We start from the raw sequence: 21,536 nt of genomic DNA on the forward strand, positions 1-21,536 counted from the left end.
TGACTAATATAATAAAGTTACGTAGATTTATGAAACAACGTTTTATTATATGAAACACTTTAGTTTTTATTTAGAATCAAAAATGAAGTATCTTTAGTGTTTTGAAATGGTTTTTAGAAATAAAGATAAGTATGTACAAACCAACACTTAGTTACGCACAACAGTTAGATAAAGAAGATAAATTAGCACACTTAAGAGCACAGTTTCATATTCCTAAAGATGCAAAAGGAAATGATTGGTTGTATTTTACAGGAAACTCTCTTGGGTTGCAACCAAAACAAACACAACAATACATTCAACAAGAATTAGACGATTGGGCAAAATATGGAGTAGAAGGTCATTTTGAAGCTCGAAATCCATGGATGCCATATCATGAGTTTTTAACCAATTCAATGGCAAAAATAGTGGGAGCTAAACCAATTGAAGTAGTGGTGATGAACACGCTTACGACCAACTTACATTTGTTAATGGTGTCGTTTTATCAACCGACCAAAACAAAGTATAAAATCGTTATAGAAAGTGATGCTTTTCCTTCGGATAGATATGCAGTACAATCGCAATTAAAATTCCATGGATTTGATACAGAAGAAGGATTGATAGAATGGAAACCTCGTGAAGGAGAAGAATTATTACGTATTGAAGATTTAGAGAAAATAGTAGATGAGCAAGGTGATGAAATAGCCTTGTTGTTGATTGGAGGAGTGAACTATTATACAGGACAGTATTTAGATATCAAACGTATTGCAGAAATAGGACATGTAAAAAACTGTAAGGTAGGGATTGACTTAGCACATGGTGCGGGAAATATTTCTCCAGAATTACATGATAGCGGAGTTGATTTTGCAGCTTGGTGTACCTATAAGTATTTAAATTCGGGTCCTGGAAGTTTAGCAGGATTGTTTGTACATGAAAAACATGCACATAATAAAGAGTTACCTCGTTTTGCAGGTTGGTGGAACCATAACAAAGAAACTCGTTTTAACATGCGTCAACCCTTTGATGTAATGCCAGGAGCAGAAGGTTGGCAGTTATCAAATCCTCCTATTTTATCGATGGCAGCAATTAGAGCTTCGTTAGATATGTTTGAAGAAGTAGGAATGGAAGCGTTAAGAGCTAAATCGGAAAAATTAACGGGCTATTTTGAATATCTAATTAATCAGATTGATACCGATAGAATTAAAATAATTACGCCATCTAATCCGAAAGAAAGAGGCTGTCAATTATCTATCCAAGTAAAGAATGCAGACAAAAGTTTACACAAAAAACTAACCGAAAATAATATTATAACCGACTGGAGAGAACCTGATGTAATTCGTTGTGCACCGGTGCCAATGTATAACAGTTTTGAAGATGTATACAGAATGGTTGAAATTTTAAAAACATTGCTATAAATGAAAAAAGTAGTTGTTGTTTTTTTAGCTCTATGTAGTTTTAGTAGTATAGCTCAAACTAAGTATCAAAAAGATTTTGATTATTTGTGGAGTATGTTTGATGGATTCTACGCTTACTTTGATCAAAAACAAACAAATTGGGATGAGGTAAAAAAGATTTATCAAAAAGAGGTAGAAAATGTTTCGGATGATTCTCAGTTTATTAGGTTAATAGAGAATATAACGTACGAACTATACGACCCTCATACGGGGATTAATCGAAATTTAAAATCTTCATTCCGACTAATTCCAACATCAACTGATGCATGGGTAAAAATAAAGGATGGAAAATATTACATAGCTGACATTAGATCGGGTTTTGAAATTGAAGAAACAGGATTAAAGGTTGGAGATGAATTACTTCGTATTAACAATCGTAAAATTGAAGATTTAGTAGAAGAAGTACTGCCAAAATCTTTTAAAAACCCAAAAGGCGATGTAAAAGAGTTTTTTGCCAATTTATGGTTTGCTGGAAAGCATAATGAAGAAAGAGTGATTCTAGTACTAGAAAATGGAAAAGAAAAACAATATAAATTAAACAAACCTACAGCCTTAAAAAAAGAAAACGGAACTTTAAGTTCAAGAATTATAAAAGGAAATATAGGGTATATAAAGCTAAATAATTCTTTAGGAAACAATGAAGTAATTAAAGCTTTTCCTAAAAAGGTAGATGAGTTTAGAGATACCAAAGCGATAATTGTAGATTTAAGAGATACACCAAGTGGAGGTAATGCCGAAGTAGCTAAAAGTATTATGGGAAAGTTTATATCGGAAACAATTCCATATCAAAAACATGAAAAAGTAAGTTTAGAAAGAGAGTTTGGTATAAAAAGAAGTTGGATTGAGTTATTAACACCTTTAAAAAATCCATATAAAAAACCAGTTATTGTATTAGCAGGAAGGTGGACAGGAAGTGTAGGAGAAGCAATAGCACAAGGTTTTGATAACATAAAATCGGCAACAGTAGTAGGAACTGAGATGGCAAAATTGTTAGGAGCTATTGAATGTGATAGGTTACCAAATACTAAGATCAATTTATGTTTTCCTGTTGAAAAACTGTTTCACGCAAACGGTACACCAAGAGAAAAATTTATTCCTGAAATTCACACTAAAACAAGTGAAGAAACATATAAAAAAGCGATTCAAATAATAAATGAGTAAAAAAGACAACATAGTAATCATAGGTGCTGGTTTATGCGGAAGTTTATTAGCACTTCGTTTAGCACAAAGAGGATATAAAGTAGCAATGTATGAAAGTCGTCCAGATTTACGAGTTACCGATATTTCAGCAGGACGTTCTATCAACTTAGCATTATCGGATCGTGGTTTTAAAGCACTTCGTTTATGTGGTGTAGAAGAAAAAGCGCGTGAAATTTGTATTCCGATGTACGGACGTTTAATGCATGATAGAGAGGGAAATACGTTTGCTTCTAATTATTCAGGTAGAGAAGGAGAATATATCAATTCTATTTCGAGAGGAGACTTAAACGGAATCTTATTAAACGAAGCGGAAGCACACGAAAATGTAAGCATTCATTTTAATACAGAATGTACTTCGGTTGATATTGAAAATACGGTAGCGCATTTTAAAAACTACAATACGAAGGAAGAGTTTTCAGTAGATGGAGATGTGATTTTTGGAACAGATGGTGCAGGATCTGCATTGAGGAAAAGCTACTATTTAGAAAGAAAATTCTTGTTTAGCTATTCGCAGAATTTCTTAACACACGGATACAAGGAATTAGAAATTCCTGCAGACAAGTCAGGAAAACACCAAATAAGTAAAGATCATTTACATATTTGGCCTCGTGGAGAGTATATGTTAATTGCGTTGCCAAATTTAGATGGAAGTTTTACGGTAACCTTGTTTTTAAGTTACGACGAAGGAGAATACAATTTCAACAACTTAACTTCCGAAGAAAAGATAACTGAGTTTTTTGAAAAAGAATTTTCAGATGCTTTAGCGTTGATACCAAGTATTAAAGATGAGTTTTTAAACAATCCAACAGGAGCTTTAGGAACGGTAAAATGCTCGCCTTGGCATTATCAAAACAAAACTTTGTTAATGGGAGATGCAGCACATGCTATTGTTCCGTTTTATGGACAAGGAATGAATGCTTCGTTTGAAGATGTAACCGTATTTGATACGATTCTGGATACGCACGAAGGAGATTGGCAAGCTACTTTTAAAGCGTATGAAAAGGCGCGTAAAGAAGATACCGATGCAATTGCTGATTTAGCTATCGATAATTTTTACGAAATGCGTGATCATGTAGCAAATTCATTATTTAAGCAAAAGAGGAAGTTAGAAATGGACTTAGAGAAGACGTTTCCAACAGAATATTTTTCAAAGTATTCTATGGTAACTTTTAATGAAGAGATTCCGTATGCAGAAGCGATGAAAAAAGGACGTGCGCAAGATAAAGCTCTGTTAAATATGGTGGCTCATCATGATTTAGATGCAATCACCGATTTGAATGAGGTATTAAAAAAGGTGCAAGAAGAAACCAACGAAATTTTAGAAGAAGATAAAATTGCTGGATTTAGATAGTTGTTTATTGTAGTTCTCTTTTTAGTTTCAAAAGTTCTTGTTCTAAAAAAGAAAGTTTATTTTCTATAGAAGTATTAAGGTCAGGAATTCTATTGAAAAATACATATTGTATTTTCCATAATTCTTTAATATCCGTAATAGAAAATGTTTTATCGGAGATGTTTTTATGGTTTGCACGTAGAGTTACAGAATCGTTTTCAATGTATAGTTTGCGTAGAATCAATTCATTTTTAACAAGAGTTAGTGTGAGTTCTCCATTTTTTAAGTTCTTAATAGTATTGTTTGGTGTAAACTGGCCTATTACTATGTCGTTAGGGTATAATCCATTATTGTGATTAGCCATTTCTAAATTAGAAACAGTATAAGCTCTGAGTTTTTTTTGAGAGTTAATAGGGAGTTGAATTTTGGATAAATCATCAATAAAAGAAGTTTTGTTGTGGTGTTTTATGTATTCTGTAATTGTCTTTTCGGTTATGCAAGGTATAATGGTGAAGGTTTCTTTTGATAGTTTTTCAGTTTCTAGGGTTAAATCCTCTTTAAACTGAAGTAAATTATTAACTGTGAGCTCTGAAGTTAATAAATTGTCTATAGGAATGCTAAAATAATTAGCAATCTTTATAATGGTATCAATTTTTGGTTCGCTTCTACCTTCTTCATAAGCGCCCAGTGTAGCTCTCTTAAGGTTGAAGAGTTCTGCAAAAGCTTGCTGGCTTAAACGTTTAACACTTCTGATTTTTTTTATGTTTTTACCAAAGAACGACATGTTTTTGCTAATTTTATTTGCTAAATGTTTTTATTTTTGTATATTTGAGCAAACAATATTAGCTAATTATTTTTGTTTTTGCTAATTTTCTTAGTTTAAAAATTAGTAGGGGGATGTTTAAAATTAATTTTTTTGAATCTATATTGCTAATAATATTATGTTAAGTGTCTTTGATTTTAGAAACTTTTTGTAATATTATCGCTTAAAAAGAATGCTATATTAACTAATCAAACTGCTTAAAAATGAATACACATTTTAGTAAGGTAAAGGAGTTTTTACTTGGGTTAAATTTCAATATAATAAAAGAAAATCAAGAAGAAGGTATTTTTGTTGTTGAGAAAGAAAACGAAGGAATTAAAAACTTAATTATAGGAGTTGCAAATCCAATTATAATTTTTGAACAATATATCTTTAAAATTAAAGAGCCTAATCAAGAAGTTTTTAGGAGTTTACTGCAAAAGAATAGAGATATAATCCACGGAGCTTTTGTCTTAGATGAAAGTGGAGAGCGTGTTATTTTTAGAGATACACTTCAATTAGAGAATTTAGACGCTAATGAGTTTGAAGCGAGTTTAAACTCACTTAGCTTACTCTTGAGTGAATACTCAGATCACATTATTAATTTTTCAAAATATTAAAAAAAATAGATATGAATTTTTTTAAAAGACTTTTTAAAATAGGGCAATCAGAAGCAAATTCTGCGATAGATAAAATGGAGGATCCTATTAAAATGACAGAACAAGGAATTAGAGACTTAAAACTGAATTTAGAGAAGAGTTTAGAATCCTTAGCGCAAGTAAAGGCGTTGGCTATTAGAGCTAAAAATGATGTAGAAGAATTAACATATAAGAGTCAGGATTATGAGCAAAAAGCTGTGTTGATTTTAAAGAAAGGACAAAATGGTGATATAGAAGTATCTGAAGCAGATCGATTAGCAAAAGAAGCTCTAATGAAAAAAGAAGAGACAAACCATAAAATAGGAATGGTAAAAAAAGAAGAAGCTCAGTTTAATGACTCAGTAAGTAAATTAGAGCACAATATTCAAGAGATTAAACAGAATATTAGTAAGTGGGAAAATGAATTAAAAACATTAAAAGCAAGAGTTAAAGTTTCTAAGGCAACTAAGAACTTGAATAAACAAATGGCTGATATTGATAGTGCTAGTACTGTTGCTATGTTAGAGCGTATGAAGGAGAAAGTGAAACAAGAAGAAGCTTTGGCTGAAGCTTATGGAGAAATAGCGAAATCATCTAAATCAATAGATCAGGAACTGTCAGAGGCAGCAGATGTAACTGAAACTTCGGCAGAAGAAAGTCTGTCAAAATTAAAAGAAAAATTAGGGTTAAATAGTAAAGAAGAATAAAATTGAACACTTTTACTGATATTATATTTTCATCTGTTAACTTACCACTTACAATACTGGTAATTATACTTTTGTTGTATTGGATAGTGACAATGATTTCAGGAGTTGATTTCGATTTAGATATAGACGTAGATATCGATGCAGATTTTGATATTGATACAGATTCAGGAATAGAAGGAGGGAATGCAGATTTTCATGATGTTTCAAATGCAGAAGTAAATAAAGAAGATGTACTAGGCAAGAGAAGAAAACCATTAAAATGGTGGCAAATTTTTCTGATTTACTTCAATTTTGTAGGGTTACCTTTTATGTTTACGTTTACCTGTTGGATTTTTATTTGGTGGATTTGTACGGCATTTTCTACTGTTTTAACAGGAAGTATAAACAATAGCTTTGGTTTTGCATTAATGTTAATAGGTTTTTTACCCTCGTTGTTTATCAATAAAATTTTTACAACACCTTTTAAAAGTTTTTTTAAGAACTTAAATCAACACGGAGATTTACCGATAGATATAGTAGGTAGAGTAGGAGTTTCTTTATCGAACATCAAAGAAAAAAAATTAGGTTCAGCTGAAGTAAAAGCTGAAGGGACTCATTTATCAATAAATATTAAATCGTTAGATGGGAGTCCTATACAATTTAGAGAGCAAATCTTGATTATAAAACAAAGCCAAGATAAGTCTTTTTATTACGCACAATCATATATAAATTAAAAACAAATTATTTAAAAAAAGAACTATGACAAACAGTTTATTACAGGTTATTGGAGTAGGTGTAGGTTTAATTCTATTCCTTATTATTTTATACTTTGCTATAATAGCAATGTTTTACAAAAAAGTACCGCAAGGGCAAGCATTGATACGTACAGGTTTCGGAGGAACTAAAGTAGCAACAGATAAAGGAATGTATGTAATACCTGTATTTCACAGAGTAGAAATTATGGATATTTCTGTAAAGAAAATTCAAATAGAACGTTTAGGTAATGATGGATTGCTTTGTAAGGATAACATGCGAGCAGATATTAAAGTTGCCTTTTTTGTAAGAGTAAACAATGAAGTAGAATTTATTAAAAAAGTAGCACAAACTATAGGTTGCGATAGAGCATCAGACATTTCAACTCTAGAAGATTTATTTGAAGCTAAGTTTTCTGAAGCTTTAAAAACGGTAGGGAAAAAATTTGACTTCACAGAGTTGTATGAAGCTCGTAGAGAGTTTAGAGATGAAATTGTTGATATAATAGGAACTGACTTAAATGGATACACGCTGGAAGACTGTGCAATTGATTACTTAGAGCAAACATCAGTATCTTATTTAAAAGCAGATAATATTTTAGATGCAGAAGGAATTAAAAAAATTACTGAATTAACAGCTGCACAAAATATTAAAGCAAACTTGATAAAAAGAGATGAAGAGAAAACTATTCGAAAGCAAGATGTAGAAGCTCGTGAAGCTATCTTAGAATTAGATAAACAATTAGCAGAAAAAGAAGAACAACAAAAAAGAGAAATAGCCAACGTTAAAGCAAGAGAAGAAGCTGAAATCTTAAAAGTTAATCAAGAAGAGCTATTAAAATCAGAATCAGCAAGAATAGCAACAGAGGAAAAAGTACAAGTAGCAGAAGAAAATAAACAACGACAAGTTATTGTAGCGGCTAAGAATAAATTACGTACAGATGTTGTTGAAACTGAAAGAGTAGAAAAAGATAGAATGTTAGAAGCTACTGAGCGTGAAAGAATTGTTACATTAGCTCAAATAGAAAAAGAAAAGGTAGTTGAAGTAGAAAAGAAAAACATACAAGATGTTATTCGTGATCGTGTTACTTTAGAAAAAGGAGTTGTTGAAGAACAAGAGAATATGAAAGATATTCAGGCGTTTAAAACAGCAGAAAGAGAAAAGCAAGTTACCATTACGTTAGCTGAAGCAAAAGCTCAAGAAGATTTAATTAAAACAATTAAAGAAGCTGAGGCTCAAAAAGAAGCTGCAAAACAAAAAGCAGAAGAAATAAACATTGAAGCGCAGGCACATAAAGAAGCAAGTGAAAAAGAAGCTGATGCTCGTAAGACATTAGCAGATGCAAAAGCAAAAGAAGAAGCTACTTTAGGAATGTCAGAAGCTCAAGTAATGCATGCCAAAGCAGATGCTAGTGAACGATTTGGTACAATGGAGGCACTTATTATTGAGAAGAAAGCAAAAGCAGAGGCTGTAGGTATTGAAGCAAAAGCTGAAGCACTAAGAAAAGAAGGAATGGCTGAAGCGGAAATTATAAGAGAAAAAGCCTTAGCAGATGCAGCTGGAATTGAAGAAAAAGCAGCAGCAATGAAAAAATTAGATGGTGTAGGTAAAGAACACGAAGAGTTTAAACTGCGTCTAGAAAAAGATTTAAAAGTAGATTTAGCGCACATCAACATACAAAAAGATATTGCAGATGCACAAGCTGATGTTATTGCACAAGCATTAAAATCTGCTAAAATTGATATAGTAGGAGGAGAGACTATGTTCTTTGAGCAAATAATGGGACAAATTACTAAGGCTAAAGGACTAGATAAGATGATTGAAAATAGTAGTAATTTACAAGAGGTAAAGGATGCTATTTTAAGTAGTGATGATGTGAAAGGAAACTTAATGGAACGCGTTAGAGATTTTGCTGTAAAATACGGAATTTCTTCTGATGATATTAAAAACCTAACAATTGCTAACTTATTAATGACTCTTAAAGAAAGAGCAACATCTGATGACGATCAAACGCTTTTAGGAAACCTTTTTAGCTTAGCAAAAGGTTTAGATATATCTAATAAAAAAATGAGTTAGAATAACACTTGCCCGAGTATTGAAAAATCAATACTCGGGATTTCTTTTAATAAGTGTTTTAAAATTAATTTTAACTCGTAATTTTATATGGATAATCAACAACTTGATGGCGGAACTTATGAGATTATTCAGAGCCGTCTTCAAAAACAAAAAAAAGAGCTACTAAATAGGTTACAAAGATTAAATGATGCTAGAAAGCATGTGTTTGGTACAATTGAAACAAAGCTTATAGCAAATGATAGAATTAACACAGAAAACAACTGTATAGCTAGAGATATTGTATCTCTAGGAAACACTTCAATCTTTGGATATAATGTTCATTTTGGACTAAGAACAGATATTAAGTTATCGGATGTTTTCAGCGCTTATGAGTTTAAAGACAATCGTTTTCAGCCAAAATCATTAGATTTTCTTCATAATGAAACTTTCATAACTGACTTTACTAACCTATACAAGTATTATCGAAATACTATTTTTGCAAAATTTGCAATTATAGATAATTACCTTCACATGGTTTTCCAGTTAAGTGAGAGTAAAACCGATGTGAAAACTTTTAAGTGGTTAATAAAGGAAAATGAATTAGTATATGTTGATAATAGAAGTGAGCATGAATACAGGTTTCCAAAGCAACATGAATTTAATTGGCAAGAAGTAACCCGAGATATGCACCGTTATGGTACTTACTCTCATATTTCTATTTTAGATAAAGTTTTTGTCGAAACTATCGGAGGTGATTTAACTATTAAGATAGAAGATAACACTGATGAAGGAAAAGGAATTCTTGAAGAGCCAGTAGAACATGTTGATCAAACATTAGATGATGGTCAGTTTCGTTATGCCGATTTAGGAAACCTTATTTTATTAGAGATAAAACCATTTCAGGAAGAAGCTCGTTATTTTATTTATAATCATAAGTTACAAGAAGTTCAAAAAGTAAATAGTGTTAAAGACTGTGCTGTATTATTACCAGACGATCAAGGTCTTATTTTTCCTGATGGATATTATTTACAAACAGGGCAGTATAAACTTTTTGAAAATAACGCTAAAGACGTTAAGTTCCAAGAGAAAATAGTTTCTCCCAACGGAGAAGACTTTTTATATGTGTTTTATGCTACAATAAGAGGGCTATATATATTAATGTCTTATAACATTATTGAGCAAGAGGTAAAAACACCTATTGTTTGCAATGGTTTTACAATTTTAGAGAATGGAGAATTGTGTTACTTCAAAACTGAAAATGAGCAAACAAAACATCATGTTGTTCAAATTTGGCAAACACCTTATGTAAAAACAGACAGTATTCCATCATTACATGAAGATACCTTACTTTATAAGATTGGTAATAAAGATATTGTAAAAGCAATGGCAGAGTGCCATGAATTAATAACACTTTTAAATAAAGAAGATAGTTATGCTGGTTTATATAGTGATATAGCTAAGAAATCTAATGATATTAATAGTAGTTATTACTGGATAAATGAGCCCGAAACAGAACAGTTAAGTGTACCTGTTGCAGAAATTAACGATGCAGCAAATGCTGCTATTGATGAATTTGAAAAGGTAACTCAATTAAAGCAACAAGCAGCTAAAGAAGGCAAGATTATTCAAGAAAAATCTAATGAACTTTTAAGTAAGATCAAAAGTACTTCTTTTAAGACCATAGAAGATTTTGTTGACTTATTAAATCAACTACGAGTATTAAGAGGGCAGGTCATAAGCTTGAAAGATGTTCGTTATATAGCAATTGATATATTAGAAGAAATTGAAAACTCAATTGAAGAACAAAACACAATAATATCAAAAAGATGTGTAGAATTTTTGTTGAATGATCAAGCTCTAAAACCCTACCATAAACGCGTTCAAGAAAGGCAAGATGATTTAACATCTATAAAAAAGGTAGTAGAAGCTAAAAAACTTGAAAAAGAAGTAGATCAAATAACAACAGATTTAGAACTTTTAATTGAAATTGTAACAAATTTAGAAATAGAAGATACTTCTCAATCGACTAGGATTATTGATAATATCTCTTTAATCTTTGCTACATTAAATCAATTAAAAGCAGGAATTAAAAATACAATTAAAACTTTAGGAAGTAAAGAAGCTAAGGCAGATTTTTCTGCTCAATTAAAACTTATAGATCAAAGTATTATTAATTACATTGATATGGCTACTACGCCAGAAAAATGTGATGAGTTCCTCACAAAAATAGCAATTCAGTTAGAGGAAATTGAAGGTAAGTTTGCCGATTTTGAAGAATTTATTTCCTTAATTATAGAGAAGAGAGAAGAAGTTCATAATGCTTTTGATGCCCGAAAGAGTACAATACTCGAAAAAAGAAATAAGAAAATAGAAGCATTAAGCGCTGCTTCTGAAAGAATTTTAAAAAGTATAGCAAAAAAGGCACAAAGTTACCCCTCAGTTGAAGATATTAACGGATATTTTGCTGCTGATTTAATGATTAACAAAGTTAGAGATATTGTTAATCAATTAAAAGATTTAGAGTCAGTTGGTAAAGCTGAAGCTATAGAAACACAACTTAAAGTAGCTAAAGAAGATGCATTAAGAAAATTAAAAGATAAACAAGAGTTATATGAAGATGGTGAGAATATAATTCGCTTAGGAAAACACAAGTTTGGAGTTAATAAACAACCGTTGGATTTATCAATAGTTTACAAAGATCAAACGTTACATTATCATTTAACAGGAACCAATTTCTATCAAGAAGTTGAAAATGAAATTTTACTTAAATCTGAAAAATATTGGAATCAAGAACTAGTTTCTGAGAACGATTTAGTGTATAGATCTTCTTATCTGGCGTATAAATTATTTACTTCGTATTCAATAGATGAATTATTAAAGCTAAACGAACAAGGTTTATTAGCGTTAGTTCAAAATGAAAGTGGAAGCTTGTTTGCAGAAGGATATGTAAAAGGTGTACACGATGTTGATGCTTTTAAAATATTGTATACACTAGTCCATAAACATCACGAATTAGGTTTATTAACATACGCTTCAAACACTAGAGCATACGCTCAATATTTTTGGAATTCTTTGCCTAAAGAGCATCAAGATTATTATAATTTTTCAATAAAAGCATCAGGAGATGTCCTACGATTCTTTCCTGAAAGTAAAGAATACGATTTTTTAATAAATAAATTACAAAAAGAAATAACTACTCTTTCAGAAGAAACTTTATTGTTTTCTAAAGAGGTAGGAAAAACAATAGCTAGTTACCTATTTAACCAATTAAAAAGCACTAATTCATTTATAATAAGTGCTATTGCGTTGGGAATAAAAGAAGACTTTATAAAGTATCTAACAAAACAAGATGCATTACATGTGTTTAAAAGTAATCTTGAAAAGACTACAGATTATAGCGCAAAAATCCAGCTGACTAAACAATGGGTAAGCTCATTTATAACATCTATTGATGGAAATGAAAATTACACAGATGAAGTAATTTCGTTATTATTATTTCACCATGAGCCTAATGCTGTTTTACATGCAAACCCTGAAGAAACCATTAAAGAGTTAAGAGGAGAACACGATACTATTATTGAAGGAAGTTTTGAATTTAATTATCATAGTTTTATTGAAAGATTAGAGGTTTTTTCAAAAGAAGACGTACCTAATTTTTTAGCATACAAAGAGGCGAAACACCTATTGGTAGAAAATTTAAAAGAGACATTAAAGTTAAATGAATTTAAGCCAAGAGTGTTATCTTCCTTTGTTCGAAATAAGCTAATAGATGAAGTTTACTTTCCCTTGATAGGAGATAACTTATCTAAGCAGTTAGGAACGGTTGGAGATAATAAACGTACAGACAGAATGGGGATGTTACTTTTAATATCACCCCCAGGTTATGGAAAAACTACTTTGATGGAGTACCTAGCCAATAGGTTAGGATTAATCTTTATGAAAATTAATGGACCTGCCATTGGTCATGAGGTAACCTCAGTCGACCCGGAAGCAGCAACAAATTCAGCTTCTAGAGAAGAACTCAAAAAGTTAAATTTAGCTTTTGAAATGGGAGATAACGTAATGTTGTATTTAGATGATATTCAGCATTGTAATTCTGAGTTTTTACAAAAATTCATTTCTCTTTCAGATGGAACAAGAAAAATAGAAGGAGTATATAACGGAAAGCCAAAAACATATGATTTAAGAGGAAAGAAGTTTTGTGTAATTATGGCTGGAAATCCATATACTGAAAGTGGAGATAAGTTTCAAATACCTGATATGTTGGCTAACCGAGCTGATATATATAACTTAGGAGATATTATAGGAGATACAGATCATTTATTTAAACTTAGTTTAATAGAAAACTCATTAACATCAAATCCTATACTACACCAGTTAAGTAGTAAATATTTTGAAGATGTTTATGCTTTGATAAATAGAGTTGAAAATAATACTGAAGAAGGGGAGTTGAAAGGAAATCATACAAAGCAAGAGATTCAAGATTATATTTCGGTATTAGAAAAAGTAATAACTATAAGGAATACCATCTTAAAAGTAAATAAAGCATATATTGAGTCGGCTGCAAAGGAAGATGAATACAGAACAGAACCCTCTTTTAAGTTACAAGGTTCATATCGAGACATGAATAAGTTAGTAGCTAAAGTAGTACCAATAATGAATGATAATGAGTTAAAAAGACTGGTATTGTCTCATTATGAAAGTGAATCTCAAACATTAACATCTTCTGCTGAAGCAAATTTATTGAAGTATAAAGAATTAATAGGAGATATATCAGAAAACGAAGCAAACCGATGGAATGATATAAAAGAAATTTTTGTTAAGAATAATAAGCTAAAAGGTTTGGGGAATAAAAATGAAATGGCTCAAATATTAAACCAAATGATGTCATTTTCAGATAATTTAGAAGGTATTAAAGAGGTTTTAAGAAAAGGATTGCAAGGATAAAATGAACACAATAATTATTTTGTTAAGAGGGATTAATGTTTCAGGGAAAAATAAAATTCCGATGCAAGAATTAAAAACACTGTTAGAAGAACTGGGATATAATACTATAAAGACCTATATCCAAAGTGGCAATATTGTGTTAAAAACTAGAGAAGACTCAAAAGAGGTAGAAAAGAATATTCATACAAAAATTAAAGAAAAATATGATTATGATGTTCTTGTTCTAGCAAAAGAAGTAAAAGAAATAAAAGAGATTCTTCAAAACAACCCTTATAGTAATTTAAACGAAAAACAAATATATTTTACTTTCTTATTCGATGAAACTACAATAAAAGAGGTAGAAGTAGATGCGAAAGAAGATGAATACACAATCTTAAAAGATGTGGTTTACATAAATGCAGCAGGAGGGTATGGGAAAACAAAATTGACGAATAATTTTTTTGAAAGAAAGTTAAAAGTTTCAGCAACTACTCGTAACTTTAAAACCACGAATAAATTAATAGAGTTAGCCAGTTCGTAAATGTCATTTCTATCAAAGGGAGAAATCTCATGAAAAATGCATTTGAAATTAAAAAATATAAAACATGGATAGTAAAGTAATCAAAGGAAAAGCAATACCAAGAGGAAAGTTTCCGCATGTAAAACAAGTAGGGGATTTCATTTATGTATCTGGAACCAGTTCACGTAGACCTGATAATTCTTTTGAAGGTGTTGCCGTAGATAAATTTGGAACGACCAACTTAGATATTAAAAAGCAAACCCGAGCGGTAATAGAAAACATTCGTGATATTTTACAAGAAGTAGGAGCAGACTTATCAGATATTGTAGATGTAACTTCATTTTTGGTGAATATGAATGATTTTGGAGGCTATAATGAAGTATATGCTGAATATTTTGATTATAACGGACCAACTAGAACAACGGTAGCTGTACATCAATTACCACATCCTCATTTATTGATTGAAATTAAAGTGGTGGCGTATAAGAAACAAGAATAAAGAACCGAGAACCAAGACGAAAGAAGTCTTTTTTCTTTAATCTGTGAATGAAATGAACATTAAAAACTACATAAATGGAGAACTGGTAGCGCCAGTAGCTAATAATTATATCGATAATTATAATCCATCAATTGGAGAGGTTTACGGGCAAATTCCTAATTCAACGAAGGAAGATGTAGCATTAGCATATAAAGCAGCTAAGGAAGCTTTTCCGTCTTGGTCGAATACGACGTTGAATGAACGTAGAAGAATTCTTTCTAAAATAGCGAGTTTGATTCAAGAAAAACTTCCTGAACTAGCAAAAGCTGAGGCTAAGGATAATGGAAAGCCTTTAAGTTTAGCTACAGCGATTGATATTCCGAGAGCTTCATCTAATTTTCAATATTTTGCAGATGCAATTACACAATTTTCATCCGAAGCTCACGAAAGTGTAGGTTTAGGAGCGATGAACTTTACGTTACGTCAACCGATTGGTGTAGTTGCATGTATTTCTCCATGGAATTTGCCACTTTACCTATTTACGTGGAAAATAGCTCCAGCAATAGCTGCAGGAAATTGTGTTGTAGCAAAACCGAGTGAAGTTACACCTATGACAGCCTATTTGTTAGGGGAGATTTGTAATGAAGCAGGTTTACCTAAAGGAGTATTAAACATAGTTCACGGATTAGGAACCACCACAGGACAAGCCATTATTGAACATCCAGATATCAGGGCGATTTCATTTACAGGAGGAACCGCCACAGGAGCACATATCGCTCGTACAGCAGCACCAATGTTTAAGAAATTATCGTTAGAGTTAGGAGGTAAAAATCCAAACATCATTTTCGCAGATTGCGATTATGAGAATATGTTAGTGACTACAGTTCGCTCTTCATTTGCAAATCAAGGTCAGGTTTGTTTGTGCGGAAGTAGAATTTTTGTAGAGGAAAGTATTTACGAGCAATTCAAAAAAGATTTTGTTCAAAAAGTATCGCAATTAAAAATAGGAAATCCTTTTGATGAAGATACAAATATTGGAGCCTTGGTATCGAAACCACATCTAGAAAAGGTAAAATCATACATAGATATTGCGGAACAAGAAGGAGGGAAGATTTTATACGGAGGTGACAGAGTCACTGTTAAGAATTGTGAGAACGGTTACTATTTACAACCGACGATTATTGAAGTTTCAAGTAACAAGTGTAGGTTAAATCAAGAAGAGATTTTTGGGCCTGTAGTTACTTTAATGTCTTTTAAAACAGAAGAAGAAGCTTTACAGTTAGCTAATGACGTGGTATATGGACTATCATCAACATTGTGGACAAACAACTTGACAAGAACCATGCGTATGTCTAAAGAATTACATACAGGAATTGTTTGGGTGAATACTTGGTTATTACGTGATTTAAGAACACCTTTTGGAGGTCAAAAAGCGAGTGGAGTAGGGCGTGAAGGAGGTTTTGAAGCATTACGCTTTTTTACAGAACCCAAAAATGTATGTATAAAATATGAATAAAGAAATAAAGGAAAAAATAATTGCTGTTTGTGAAGAGAAGATTGTTAAAAAAGGAGAAAATGTAGGGCTTTCGTTTTATGCATTTTTCAAAAATAAAAATGACAATCCGAAAGTACTGATGGAAGTGGCTACTTGGTGGATTCAAACACATCAATTAGATCATTTTGAGAAAGCGGTTAAGATTAAACAAATGATTCAGAATAACGAATAAAATGAATTTAGAGATACAACATAAAAATGCCTTGGTATGTGGTAGCACACAAGGAATAGGAAAAGCAGCAGCAATACAATTGGCTCAAGAAGGAGTAAATGTTACTTTGGTAGCTCGTAGTGAAGAAAAGCTGAAAGCTGTGTTGACAGAATTACCAAACAATAAACAAAATCATGGGTATTTAGTTGCTGATTTCACCAATCCAGTAGATTTAAAAGAGAAATTAGAAGCGATTAACTTACAGTTTCATATTTTGGTGAATAATACAGGAGGACCTGCAGGAGGTCCAGTATTTAATGCCAAGTTAGAAGAGTTTGAACGTGCTTTTACCATGCATTTAAAATGCAATCATGTGTTGGTGCAAGCGGTAGTTCCTTTTATGAAAGAGGAAGGTTATGGTAGAGTAATTAATGTGATCTCTACATCAGTAAAACAACCGTTAGATGGTTTAGGAGTTTCAAATACCATACGTGGCGCAGTTGCCAATTGGAGTAAAACATTAGCGAATGAGTTAGGACAATTCGGAATTACAGTGAATAATGTGTTACCAGGAGCTACAGCCACAGAGCGTTTGACAGAAATTATCAATAATAAAGCAGCAAAAACAGGTAAAACTATCGATGAAGTTGCAGAAATGATGAAAAATGCATCGCCAGCAAAACGTTTTGCAAAACCTGAAGAAGTAGCTAATGCTATTGTGTTTTTAGCAAGTGAAAGAGCAAGTTTTATCAACGGAATTAATGTCCCTGTTGATGGAGGAAGAACAAAATCTTTATAAAAGAGATCAAAAATAAAGACTTTTAGAAACAAGACTATTTAAGTATCTTTAAAACAATCTAAAAGCCTAAAAACCTAAATAAAATGAGCAAGTTAGTAAAACCTTTGAATTTCAAAAAGTGGATTGATGAAAACCGTCATTTACTAAAGCCACCAGTAGGAAATAAACAGGTTTGGGATAATGGTGAGTATATCGTAATGGTTGTTGGAGGGCCTAACAATCGTAAGGATTATCACTACAATGAAACACCAGAGTTTTTCTATCAATTAGAAGGAGATATGGTGCTAAAAATCATTGACGACAAAGGGGAAATGATTGATGTTGAAATTAATGAAGGAGATATTTATTTGTTACCAGGGAAGGTGCCACACTCACCACAACGTAAAGCGAATACAGTAGGTTTAGTTATTGAATATCCACGTGATGAAGGAATGATGGATGCCTTGGAATGGTATTGTGAAAATTGTGGACATCAATTATACCGAGAAGAATTTGCTTTAGATAATATTGAAACTGATATGCCAATAATTTTTGATAAGTACTATTCTGACAAAGAGAAATGTACTTGTGATAAATGTGGTACTGTGATGGAAGCACCAAACAAAGCATAAATTTTGCAATAGAAACTAAAATGAAAAAACGCAAATTAAGAATAAACGGACATTCGCATTTATTGCCTTATCCAGAGCAAATTCCGCAGTTTATGAAAGACAAAGGGATTTTTTGGGTAGATAAGGATAGAAAATTCATGTTACAAAAAGACTGGAGTCGTCCCGTGACGGACTCTAGTTTCTTTTTAGATGAAAAACTAGCATGGATGGAACATTTTAAAATTGATCATGCAGTGGTTTTGAACCTATCTCAATTATATGGTAATGGACTTCGTTTAGAAGAAATGAAGCAAGCGTTACGTTTTCAAAACGATTTTAATGCACGTGTTCAACATGATAATCCGGGGAAGTTTACTTGTGGTTTTGTGGTGCATCCGGGGTTTGTTCGTGGAGCTTTATGGGAAATAGAGCGGTGTGTTGAGGTGTTAGGGATGCGTTTGTTGTGTTTGCCAACACACTATATGGACACTATTGGTACATGGCGTTGTATTTTTGACGAGGAAAATGAACCTATTTTTGAATTAGCAGATAAGTATAATTTAGCAGTTGAAATTCATCCGTATGACGGGGAGAAATTCATCAAACTACAAAATACAAGTTGGCGCTTTCACTTAATTTGGATGTTGGCACAATGCGCAGATGCCTATCACTTTTTAACGTTAAATGGATATTATGAAAAATATCCTAATATGCGAGTTTGTTTTGCGCATGGAGGTCAGTTAGCACAAATGAATTTAGGGCGTCGTATTCAAGGATTTGATGGAAGACCTGATTTGTTTGAAGGAAAACAACACCCTCGTAAAGCTGTAGGACATAAAAACATCTTCTTTGATACATTGGTTCATGATACTGGTTCTTTGGATTTGTTGATTAAAAATCAAGGATCTAAACAAGTATTAATAGGGCTAGATGATCCGTATCCACTAGGAGAGATGGAGAGTGAAATTCAATCATCATATCCAGGGAAAATTTTAGATTTAGCTATTGATAGAAAGATTATTAATGAGCAAGAGAAAGACGAAATGTGGGAGGATAATGTATTACAGTGGTTGTTTGGAGATGATAAAAAAGCGAAAAAAGATTTAGTATCTAAAATTTTACAATAAATGGCTGAAGTAACACAGTTTCATAACCTATTACATACGTGTATTTCTTTTATTGGAGCTGTGTTATTATTAGCAATCTACTATAATATTACAAAGCGATTTAAAGAAGTTTTAGAAGAAGGAAATTCAATTAAAAGAGTTGATAAAGGCTTGTTGTATTTTAGCTTTGGAATGTTGGTTTGGGTGGTTTCTGGTATTTGGGCACTTTCTGCAAGTTATTTTACTTTTGAAAAAACAACAATTCATCAAGTAGGAATAAACATTCTGTCTACAATAAATAACTTATTTTGGTTAATGGCATTGTATTATGTGCACGATGCCCCCCAATTTATTTATAGAAATGAAAAGAATGTAAAAATTATAGCGATTATAATTGTTATTGTGGCTTCCATAACTTTATCATTTTCTTTTTTATATGGTAATGATTTTTATTACGGAATAAAAATAGCAGCACTTCCAGATGTTTTACTAACAACTTTTTTATGTTTTTTAATGGGAGTTTCTTTTTACAAGACTTTTATGCATCGAGACTTAAAGTTGGTAGCTTTTATATCAGTTATAGTAATCTTTTTGTTGTTCGTTTCCCAATTGTCGGACATTTTTATTGGTTTTGATAATGAATTTGCAAATCAATTAATTAGGGTTGTAGCAAAAACATCGTTAGTATCGGTTTTTTTAGTATTGGCAACAAGTTGGGTAATACAACTGGCTCATACACCAAAACCTAATGAAATGAAAATTCAGTTTTTAGACTGGTCACTGATAAAGCTTACCATTCCATCTAAAGGAATAGTCAATGCTAAAGTAGATTTTGGCTCAAAAACAACACAGTATAAAAACCTACTAACATTTGCTTATAGAAGAAAGTTTTTAGAGGCGGAAAAACAATCAATTATAGTTAATTCAGGAGGTGATATAAAAAGTCAAACCTACGTTACACGAATTATAGATAATATAAATTCAATTTTAAACCTAGAAGAAGAAAAATTAGATCGCAAAGATCTAATTACATTTGTAGGTGAAAGTAAATACCGCCTACGAATTCTTCCTGAGCATATAATTATTGATGAAGCATTGTTAGAAGAGTACAAACAACAATTATAAATTATTTAGTTCTCCTAATAGCTTTATGAGTTTTCCTTTAGTTTTAGCGTATTCGTACTGGTTTTTAATTTCTTTCAATTTACTTTCTATTAATTTTACTTCTCTATAGTTAATTAAAAAAATAGAGCTTTCTCCTAAAGAAAATTTACGTTCTTCACTCTTTACAATTGTATGATAGTCTTTCACAAGGTTTTTTAAAATATCATTTTGCTTTTTGTATGATGTAATTTCTTGCTTGGTAGCCGTTATTTTGTTTTGTAAAGAAACTTTAGTTGATGCAATTTCAAAGTCGATATCTTGTAGTTTTAGCTTAGCAAGTTTTAAATCTCCTCTAGATTTACGTAAGAATAGAGGAATGCTAACTTGAAGAGAATTTTTATAATTAGCGGTGCTAAAAGCATCAAAATTATCCACTTTTGAAGCAAGGAAGTTATACTGAAAATCTACTTTAGGTAATAGGTTGTTTACTTTTAGTTGCTTATTTATTTCTAGGTTTCTTTTCTTTAACTCTAGTAACTTTAATTTAGGATGGTTTTCAAACTCATTATCAAATAAGGTGGTTACAGAAGTATTTAGAATAATATCAATATTAGAAAAAGTGCTACTATCAGGAATTATTTCCTCTTTTATTTCCATAGGAATATTATTGCCTATCCATAAATAATTAGAAAGCTCTAACTTAGATTTAATGTATTTAATATTTGCTTTTTCTAGGTCTAACTTTCTGTTTTTTAAATTGATGTTAGCTTCTAAAGTATCAATAGCTGGTTTATCACCTGCTGTAAAACTTTTTTTTATGTTCTTTAGTCTGATATCAGCATTGGCATAATAATCTTTATAAATATTATAACTTTGGTAGTACTGTAACCAGTTTAAATAGGTGTTGATGGCTTCAAATAAAATATCGTTAACGAGTAACTGTTGTTCTAGTTTACCTTGCTGTGTGTAGAGTTTAGCTTGTTTTAAAGTAGCCATTCTTTTATTAATGAATAAGTTTTTTGCTAAAGAAACCGATAGACCAACATTATATAGTCCTTTTTCTGGAGTATTGTGTTCAGGGTTTAAATATTGACCAGAATTATTCTCATAACTACCTTTTAGCTCTATTCCATACCAAGTCGGAATTTTAAAGGTTGAGTTTAACTTTTTGTAATAGTCTTTACCTTTAAACTCTTTTCTATCGTAATCTACTTCTATTTTAGGGTCAAAACCACCTCTAGCTTTTAATAATTTAGCCTCATTGGTACTTGTAATAAGTTCCGCTTGTTTAATAACGGGATGGTGTTTCTTTACATAACCTAAATACTCTTCTAAACTAAGTTGAGTACTTAAATTATCTTGTGCTGTAGCTATAAAGCTTAGTAACAAAAAAAGGATGTATAGCCTTTTCAT

At 31.5% G+C, this 21,536-nt stretch carries 18 protein-coding genes; 16 read left to right on the forward strand and 2 right to left on the reverse strand.

The window, feature by feature from the left end; genetic code table 11:
- The first annotated feature begins 131 nt into the window (after positions 1–131).
- Genes kynU through ACXIHB_RS15110 form a run of 3 tightly spaced genes read left to right on the forward strand, consistent with a single transcriptional unit; the run spans position 132 to position 3,981 of the window.
- Positions 132–1,391 carry a kynureninase gene (gene kynU, locus ACXIHB_RS15100; protein WP_462098570.1) on the forward strand — a complete coding sequence of 420 codons (1,260 nt, stop codon included), beginning with the start codon at positions 132–134 and terminating at the stop codon, positions 1,389–1,391.
- A complete protein-coding gene (locus tag ACXIHB_RS15105) occupies positions 1,392–2,591 on the forward strand; it encodes a S41 family peptidase (protein ID WP_462098571.1) in 1,200 nt (399 codons plus the stop codon). It begins immediately after the preceding gene.
- The gene (locus ACXIHB_RS15110; RefSeq protein WP_281980320.1) at positions 2,584–3,981 is read left to right on the forward strand and encodes an FAD-dependent oxidoreductase; all 1,398 of its coding nucleotides are present in this window, start codon (positions 2,584–2,586) and stop codon (positions 3,979–3,981) included. The genes ACXIHB_RS15105 and ACXIHB_RS15110 overlap by 8 nt, the downstream gene beginning before the upstream one ends.
- A 4-nt stretch (positions 3,982–3,985) precedes the next feature.
- Here the strand turns inward: ACXIHB_RS15110 and ACXIHB_RS15115 are convergent, their stop codons facing one another.
- Positions 3,986–4,744, reverse strand: a complete 759-nt coding sequence (locus ACXIHB_RS15115) for a helix-turn-helix domain-containing protein (RefSeq protein ID WP_281980319.1) — start codon at positions 4,742–4,744, stop codon at positions 3,986–3,988.
- Between the two features lie 242 nt (positions 4,745–4,986).
- Here ACXIHB_RS15115 and ACXIHB_RS15120 point away from each other — a divergent pair, with 242 nt between their 5' ends.
- The 13 genes from ACXIHB_RS15120 to ACXIHB_RS15180 all read left to right on the forward strand — a co-directional run bounded on the left by ACXIHB_RS15120 (position 4,987) and on the right by ACXIHB_RS15180 (position 20,144).
- Complete coding sequence (locus ACXIHB_RS15120) at positions 4,987–5,382, forward strand: type III secretion system chaperone family protein (protein WP_047789346.1); 396 nt, start codon at positions 4,987–4,989, stop codon at positions 5,380–5,382.
- Between the two features lie 11 nt (positions 5,383–5,393).
- Positions 5,394–6,107 (forward strand): PspA/IM30 family protein, encoded by a 714-nt coding sequence (locus ACXIHB_RS15125; RefSeq protein ID WP_073181346.1) that lies wholly within the window; start codon positions 5,394–5,396, stop codon positions 6,105–6,107.
- A gap of 2 nt (positions 6,108–6,109) precedes the next feature.
- Positions 6,110–6,820 carry a hypothetical protein gene (locus ACXIHB_RS15130; RefSeq protein WP_047789344.1) on the forward strand — a complete coding sequence of 237 codons (711 nt, stop codon included), beginning with the start codon at positions 6,110–6,112 and terminating at the stop codon, positions 6,818–6,820.
- 25 nt (positions 6,821–6,845) lie between these two features.
- Complete coding sequence (locus tag ACXIHB_RS15135) at positions 6,846–8,915, forward strand: SPFH domain-containing protein (RefSeq protein WP_159615686.1); 2,070 nt, start codon at positions 6,846–6,848, stop codon at positions 8,913–8,915.
- 87 nt (positions 8,916–9,002) lie between these two features.
- The gene (locus ACXIHB_RS15140; protein ID WP_462098572.1) at positions 9,003–13,841 is read left to right on the forward strand and encodes a DNA repair ATPase; all 4,839 of its coding nucleotides are present in this window, start codon (positions 9,003–9,005) and stop codon (positions 13,839–13,841) included.
- A 1-nt stretch (position 13,842) separates the two neighbouring features.
- Entirely contained in the window at positions 13,843–14,361 is a 519-nt protein-coding gene (locus ACXIHB_RS15145) for a DUF1697 domain-containing protein (protein WP_173360684.1), read from the forward strand.
- 64 nt (positions 14,362–14,425) lie between these two features.
- Entirely contained in the window at positions 14,426–14,839 is a 414-nt protein-coding gene (locus tag ACXIHB_RS15150) for a RidA family protein (RefSeq protein ID WP_047789340.1), read from the forward strand.
- Between the two features lie 52 nt (positions 14,840–14,891).
- Entirely contained in the window at positions 14,892–16,334 is a 1,443-nt protein-coding gene (locus ACXIHB_RS15155; RefSeq protein ID WP_462098573.1) for an aldehyde dehydrogenase, read from the forward strand.
- Positions 16,327–16,545: a DUF6500 family protein gene (locus ACXIHB_RS15160; protein ID WP_159492512.1), complete on the forward strand. Its 219-nt coding sequence runs from the start codon at positions 16,327–16,329 to the stop codon at positions 16,543–16,545. The genes ACXIHB_RS15155 and ACXIHB_RS15160 overlap by 8 nt, the downstream gene beginning before the upstream one ends.
- A 1-nt stretch (position 16,546) precedes the next feature.
- Positions 16,547–17,323 carry an SDR family oxidoreductase gene (locus ACXIHB_RS15165; RefSeq protein ID WP_462098574.1) on the forward strand — a complete coding sequence of 259 codons (777 nt, stop codon included), beginning with the start codon at positions 16,547–16,549 and terminating at the stop codon, positions 17,321–17,323.
- An 83-nt stretch (positions 17,324–17,406) separates the two neighbouring features.
- Positions 17,407–17,934: a 3-hydroxyanthranilate 3,4-dioxygenase gene (locus tag ACXIHB_RS15170; RefSeq protein ID WP_462098575.1), complete on the forward strand. Its 528-nt coding sequence runs from the start codon at positions 17,407–17,409 to the stop codon at positions 17,932–17,934.
- Between the two features lie 20 nt (positions 17,935–17,954).
- Positions 17,955–19,040, forward strand: coding sequence for an amidohydrolase family protein (locus ACXIHB_RS15175; RefSeq protein WP_047789335.1), 1,086 nt, complete (start codon positions 17,955–17,957; stop codon positions 19,038–19,040).
- Positions 19,041–20,144: a hypothetical protein gene (locus ACXIHB_RS15180; RefSeq protein ID WP_047789334.1), complete on the forward strand. Its 1,104-nt coding sequence runs from the start codon at positions 19,041–19,043 to the stop codon at positions 20,142–20,144.
- Here the strand turns inward: ACXIHB_RS15180 and ACXIHB_RS15185 are convergent.
- Positions 20,139–21,536 carry a TolC family protein gene (locus ACXIHB_RS15185; RefSeq protein ID WP_462098576.1) on the reverse strand — a complete coding sequence of 466 codons (1,398 nt, stop codon included), beginning with the start codon at positions 21,534–21,536 and terminating at the stop codon, positions 20,139–20,141. The two genes, ACXIHB_RS15180 and ACXIHB_RS15185, sit on opposite strands and share 6 nt — an antisense overlap.

The sequence above is a fragment of the Tenacibaculum sp. IMCC1 genome (assembly GCF_054906355.1).

Bases quoted from the DNA above. Each gene is read 5' to 3' on its own strand.
- kynU (WP_462098570.1), top strand. From the start codon at position 132: ATGTACAAACCAACACTTAGTTACGCACAACAGTTAGATAAAGAAGAT.
- ACXIHB_RS15105 (WP_462098571.1), top strand. From the start codon at position 1,392: ATGAAAAAAGTAGTTGTTGTTTTTTTAGCTCTATGTAGTTTTAGTAGT.
- ACXIHB_RS15110 (WP_281980320.1), top strand. From the start codon at position 2,584: ATGAGTAAAAAAGACAACATAGTAATCATAGGTGCTGGTTTATGCGGA.
- ACXIHB_RS15115 (WP_281980319.1), bottom strand. From the start codon at position 4,744: ATGTCGTTCTTTGGTAAAAACATAAAAAAAATCAGAAGTGTTAAACGT.
- ACXIHB_RS15120 (WP_047789346.1), top strand. From the start codon at position 4,987: ATGAATACACATTTTAGTAAGGTAAAGGAGTTTTTACTTGGGTTAAAT.
- ACXIHB_RS15125 (WP_073181346.1), top strand. From the start codon at position 5,394: ATGAATTTTTTTAAAAGACTTTTTAAAATAGGGCAATCAGAAGCAAAT.
- ACXIHB_RS15135 (WP_159615686.1), top strand. From the start codon at position 6,846: ATGACAAACAGTTTATTACAGGTTATTGGAGTAGGTGTAGGTTTAATT.
- ACXIHB_RS15140 (WP_462098572.1), top strand. From the start codon at position 9,003: ATGGATAATCAACAACTTGATGGCGGAACTTATGAGATTATTCAGAGC.
- ACXIHB_RS15145 (WP_173360684.1), top strand. From the start codon at position 13,843: ATGAACACAATAATTATTTTGTTAAGAGGGATTAATGTTTCAGGGAAA.
- ACXIHB_RS15150 (WP_047789340.1), top strand. From the start codon at position 14,426: ATGGATAGTAAAGTAATCAAAGGAAAAGCAATACCAAGAGGAAAGTTT.
- ACXIHB_RS15155 (WP_462098573.1), top strand. From the start codon at position 14,892: ATGAACATTAAAAACTACATAAATGGAGAACTGGTAGCGCCAGTAGCT.
- ACXIHB_RS15160 (WP_159492512.1), top strand. From the start codon at position 16,327: ATGAATAAAGAAATAAAGGAAAAAATAATTGCTGTTTGTGAAGAGAAG.
- ACXIHB_RS15165 (WP_462098574.1), top strand. From the start codon at position 16,547: ATGAATTTAGAGATACAACATAAAAATGCCTTGGTATGTGGTAGCACA.
- ACXIHB_RS15170 (WP_462098575.1), top strand. From the start codon at position 17,407: ATGAGCAAGTTAGTAAAACCTTTGAATTTCAAAAAGTGGATTGATGAA.
- ACXIHB_RS15175 (WP_047789335.1), top strand. From the start codon at position 17,955: ATGAAAAAACGCAAATTAAGAATAAACGGACATTCGCATTTATTGCCT.
- ACXIHB_RS15180 (WP_047789334.1), top strand. From the start codon at position 19,041: ATGGCTGAAGTAACACAGTTTCATAACCTATTACATACGTGTATTTCT.
- ACXIHB_RS15185 (WP_462098576.1), bottom strand. From the start codon at position 21,536: ATGAAAAGGCTATACATCCTTTTTTTGTTACTAAGCTTTATAGCTACA.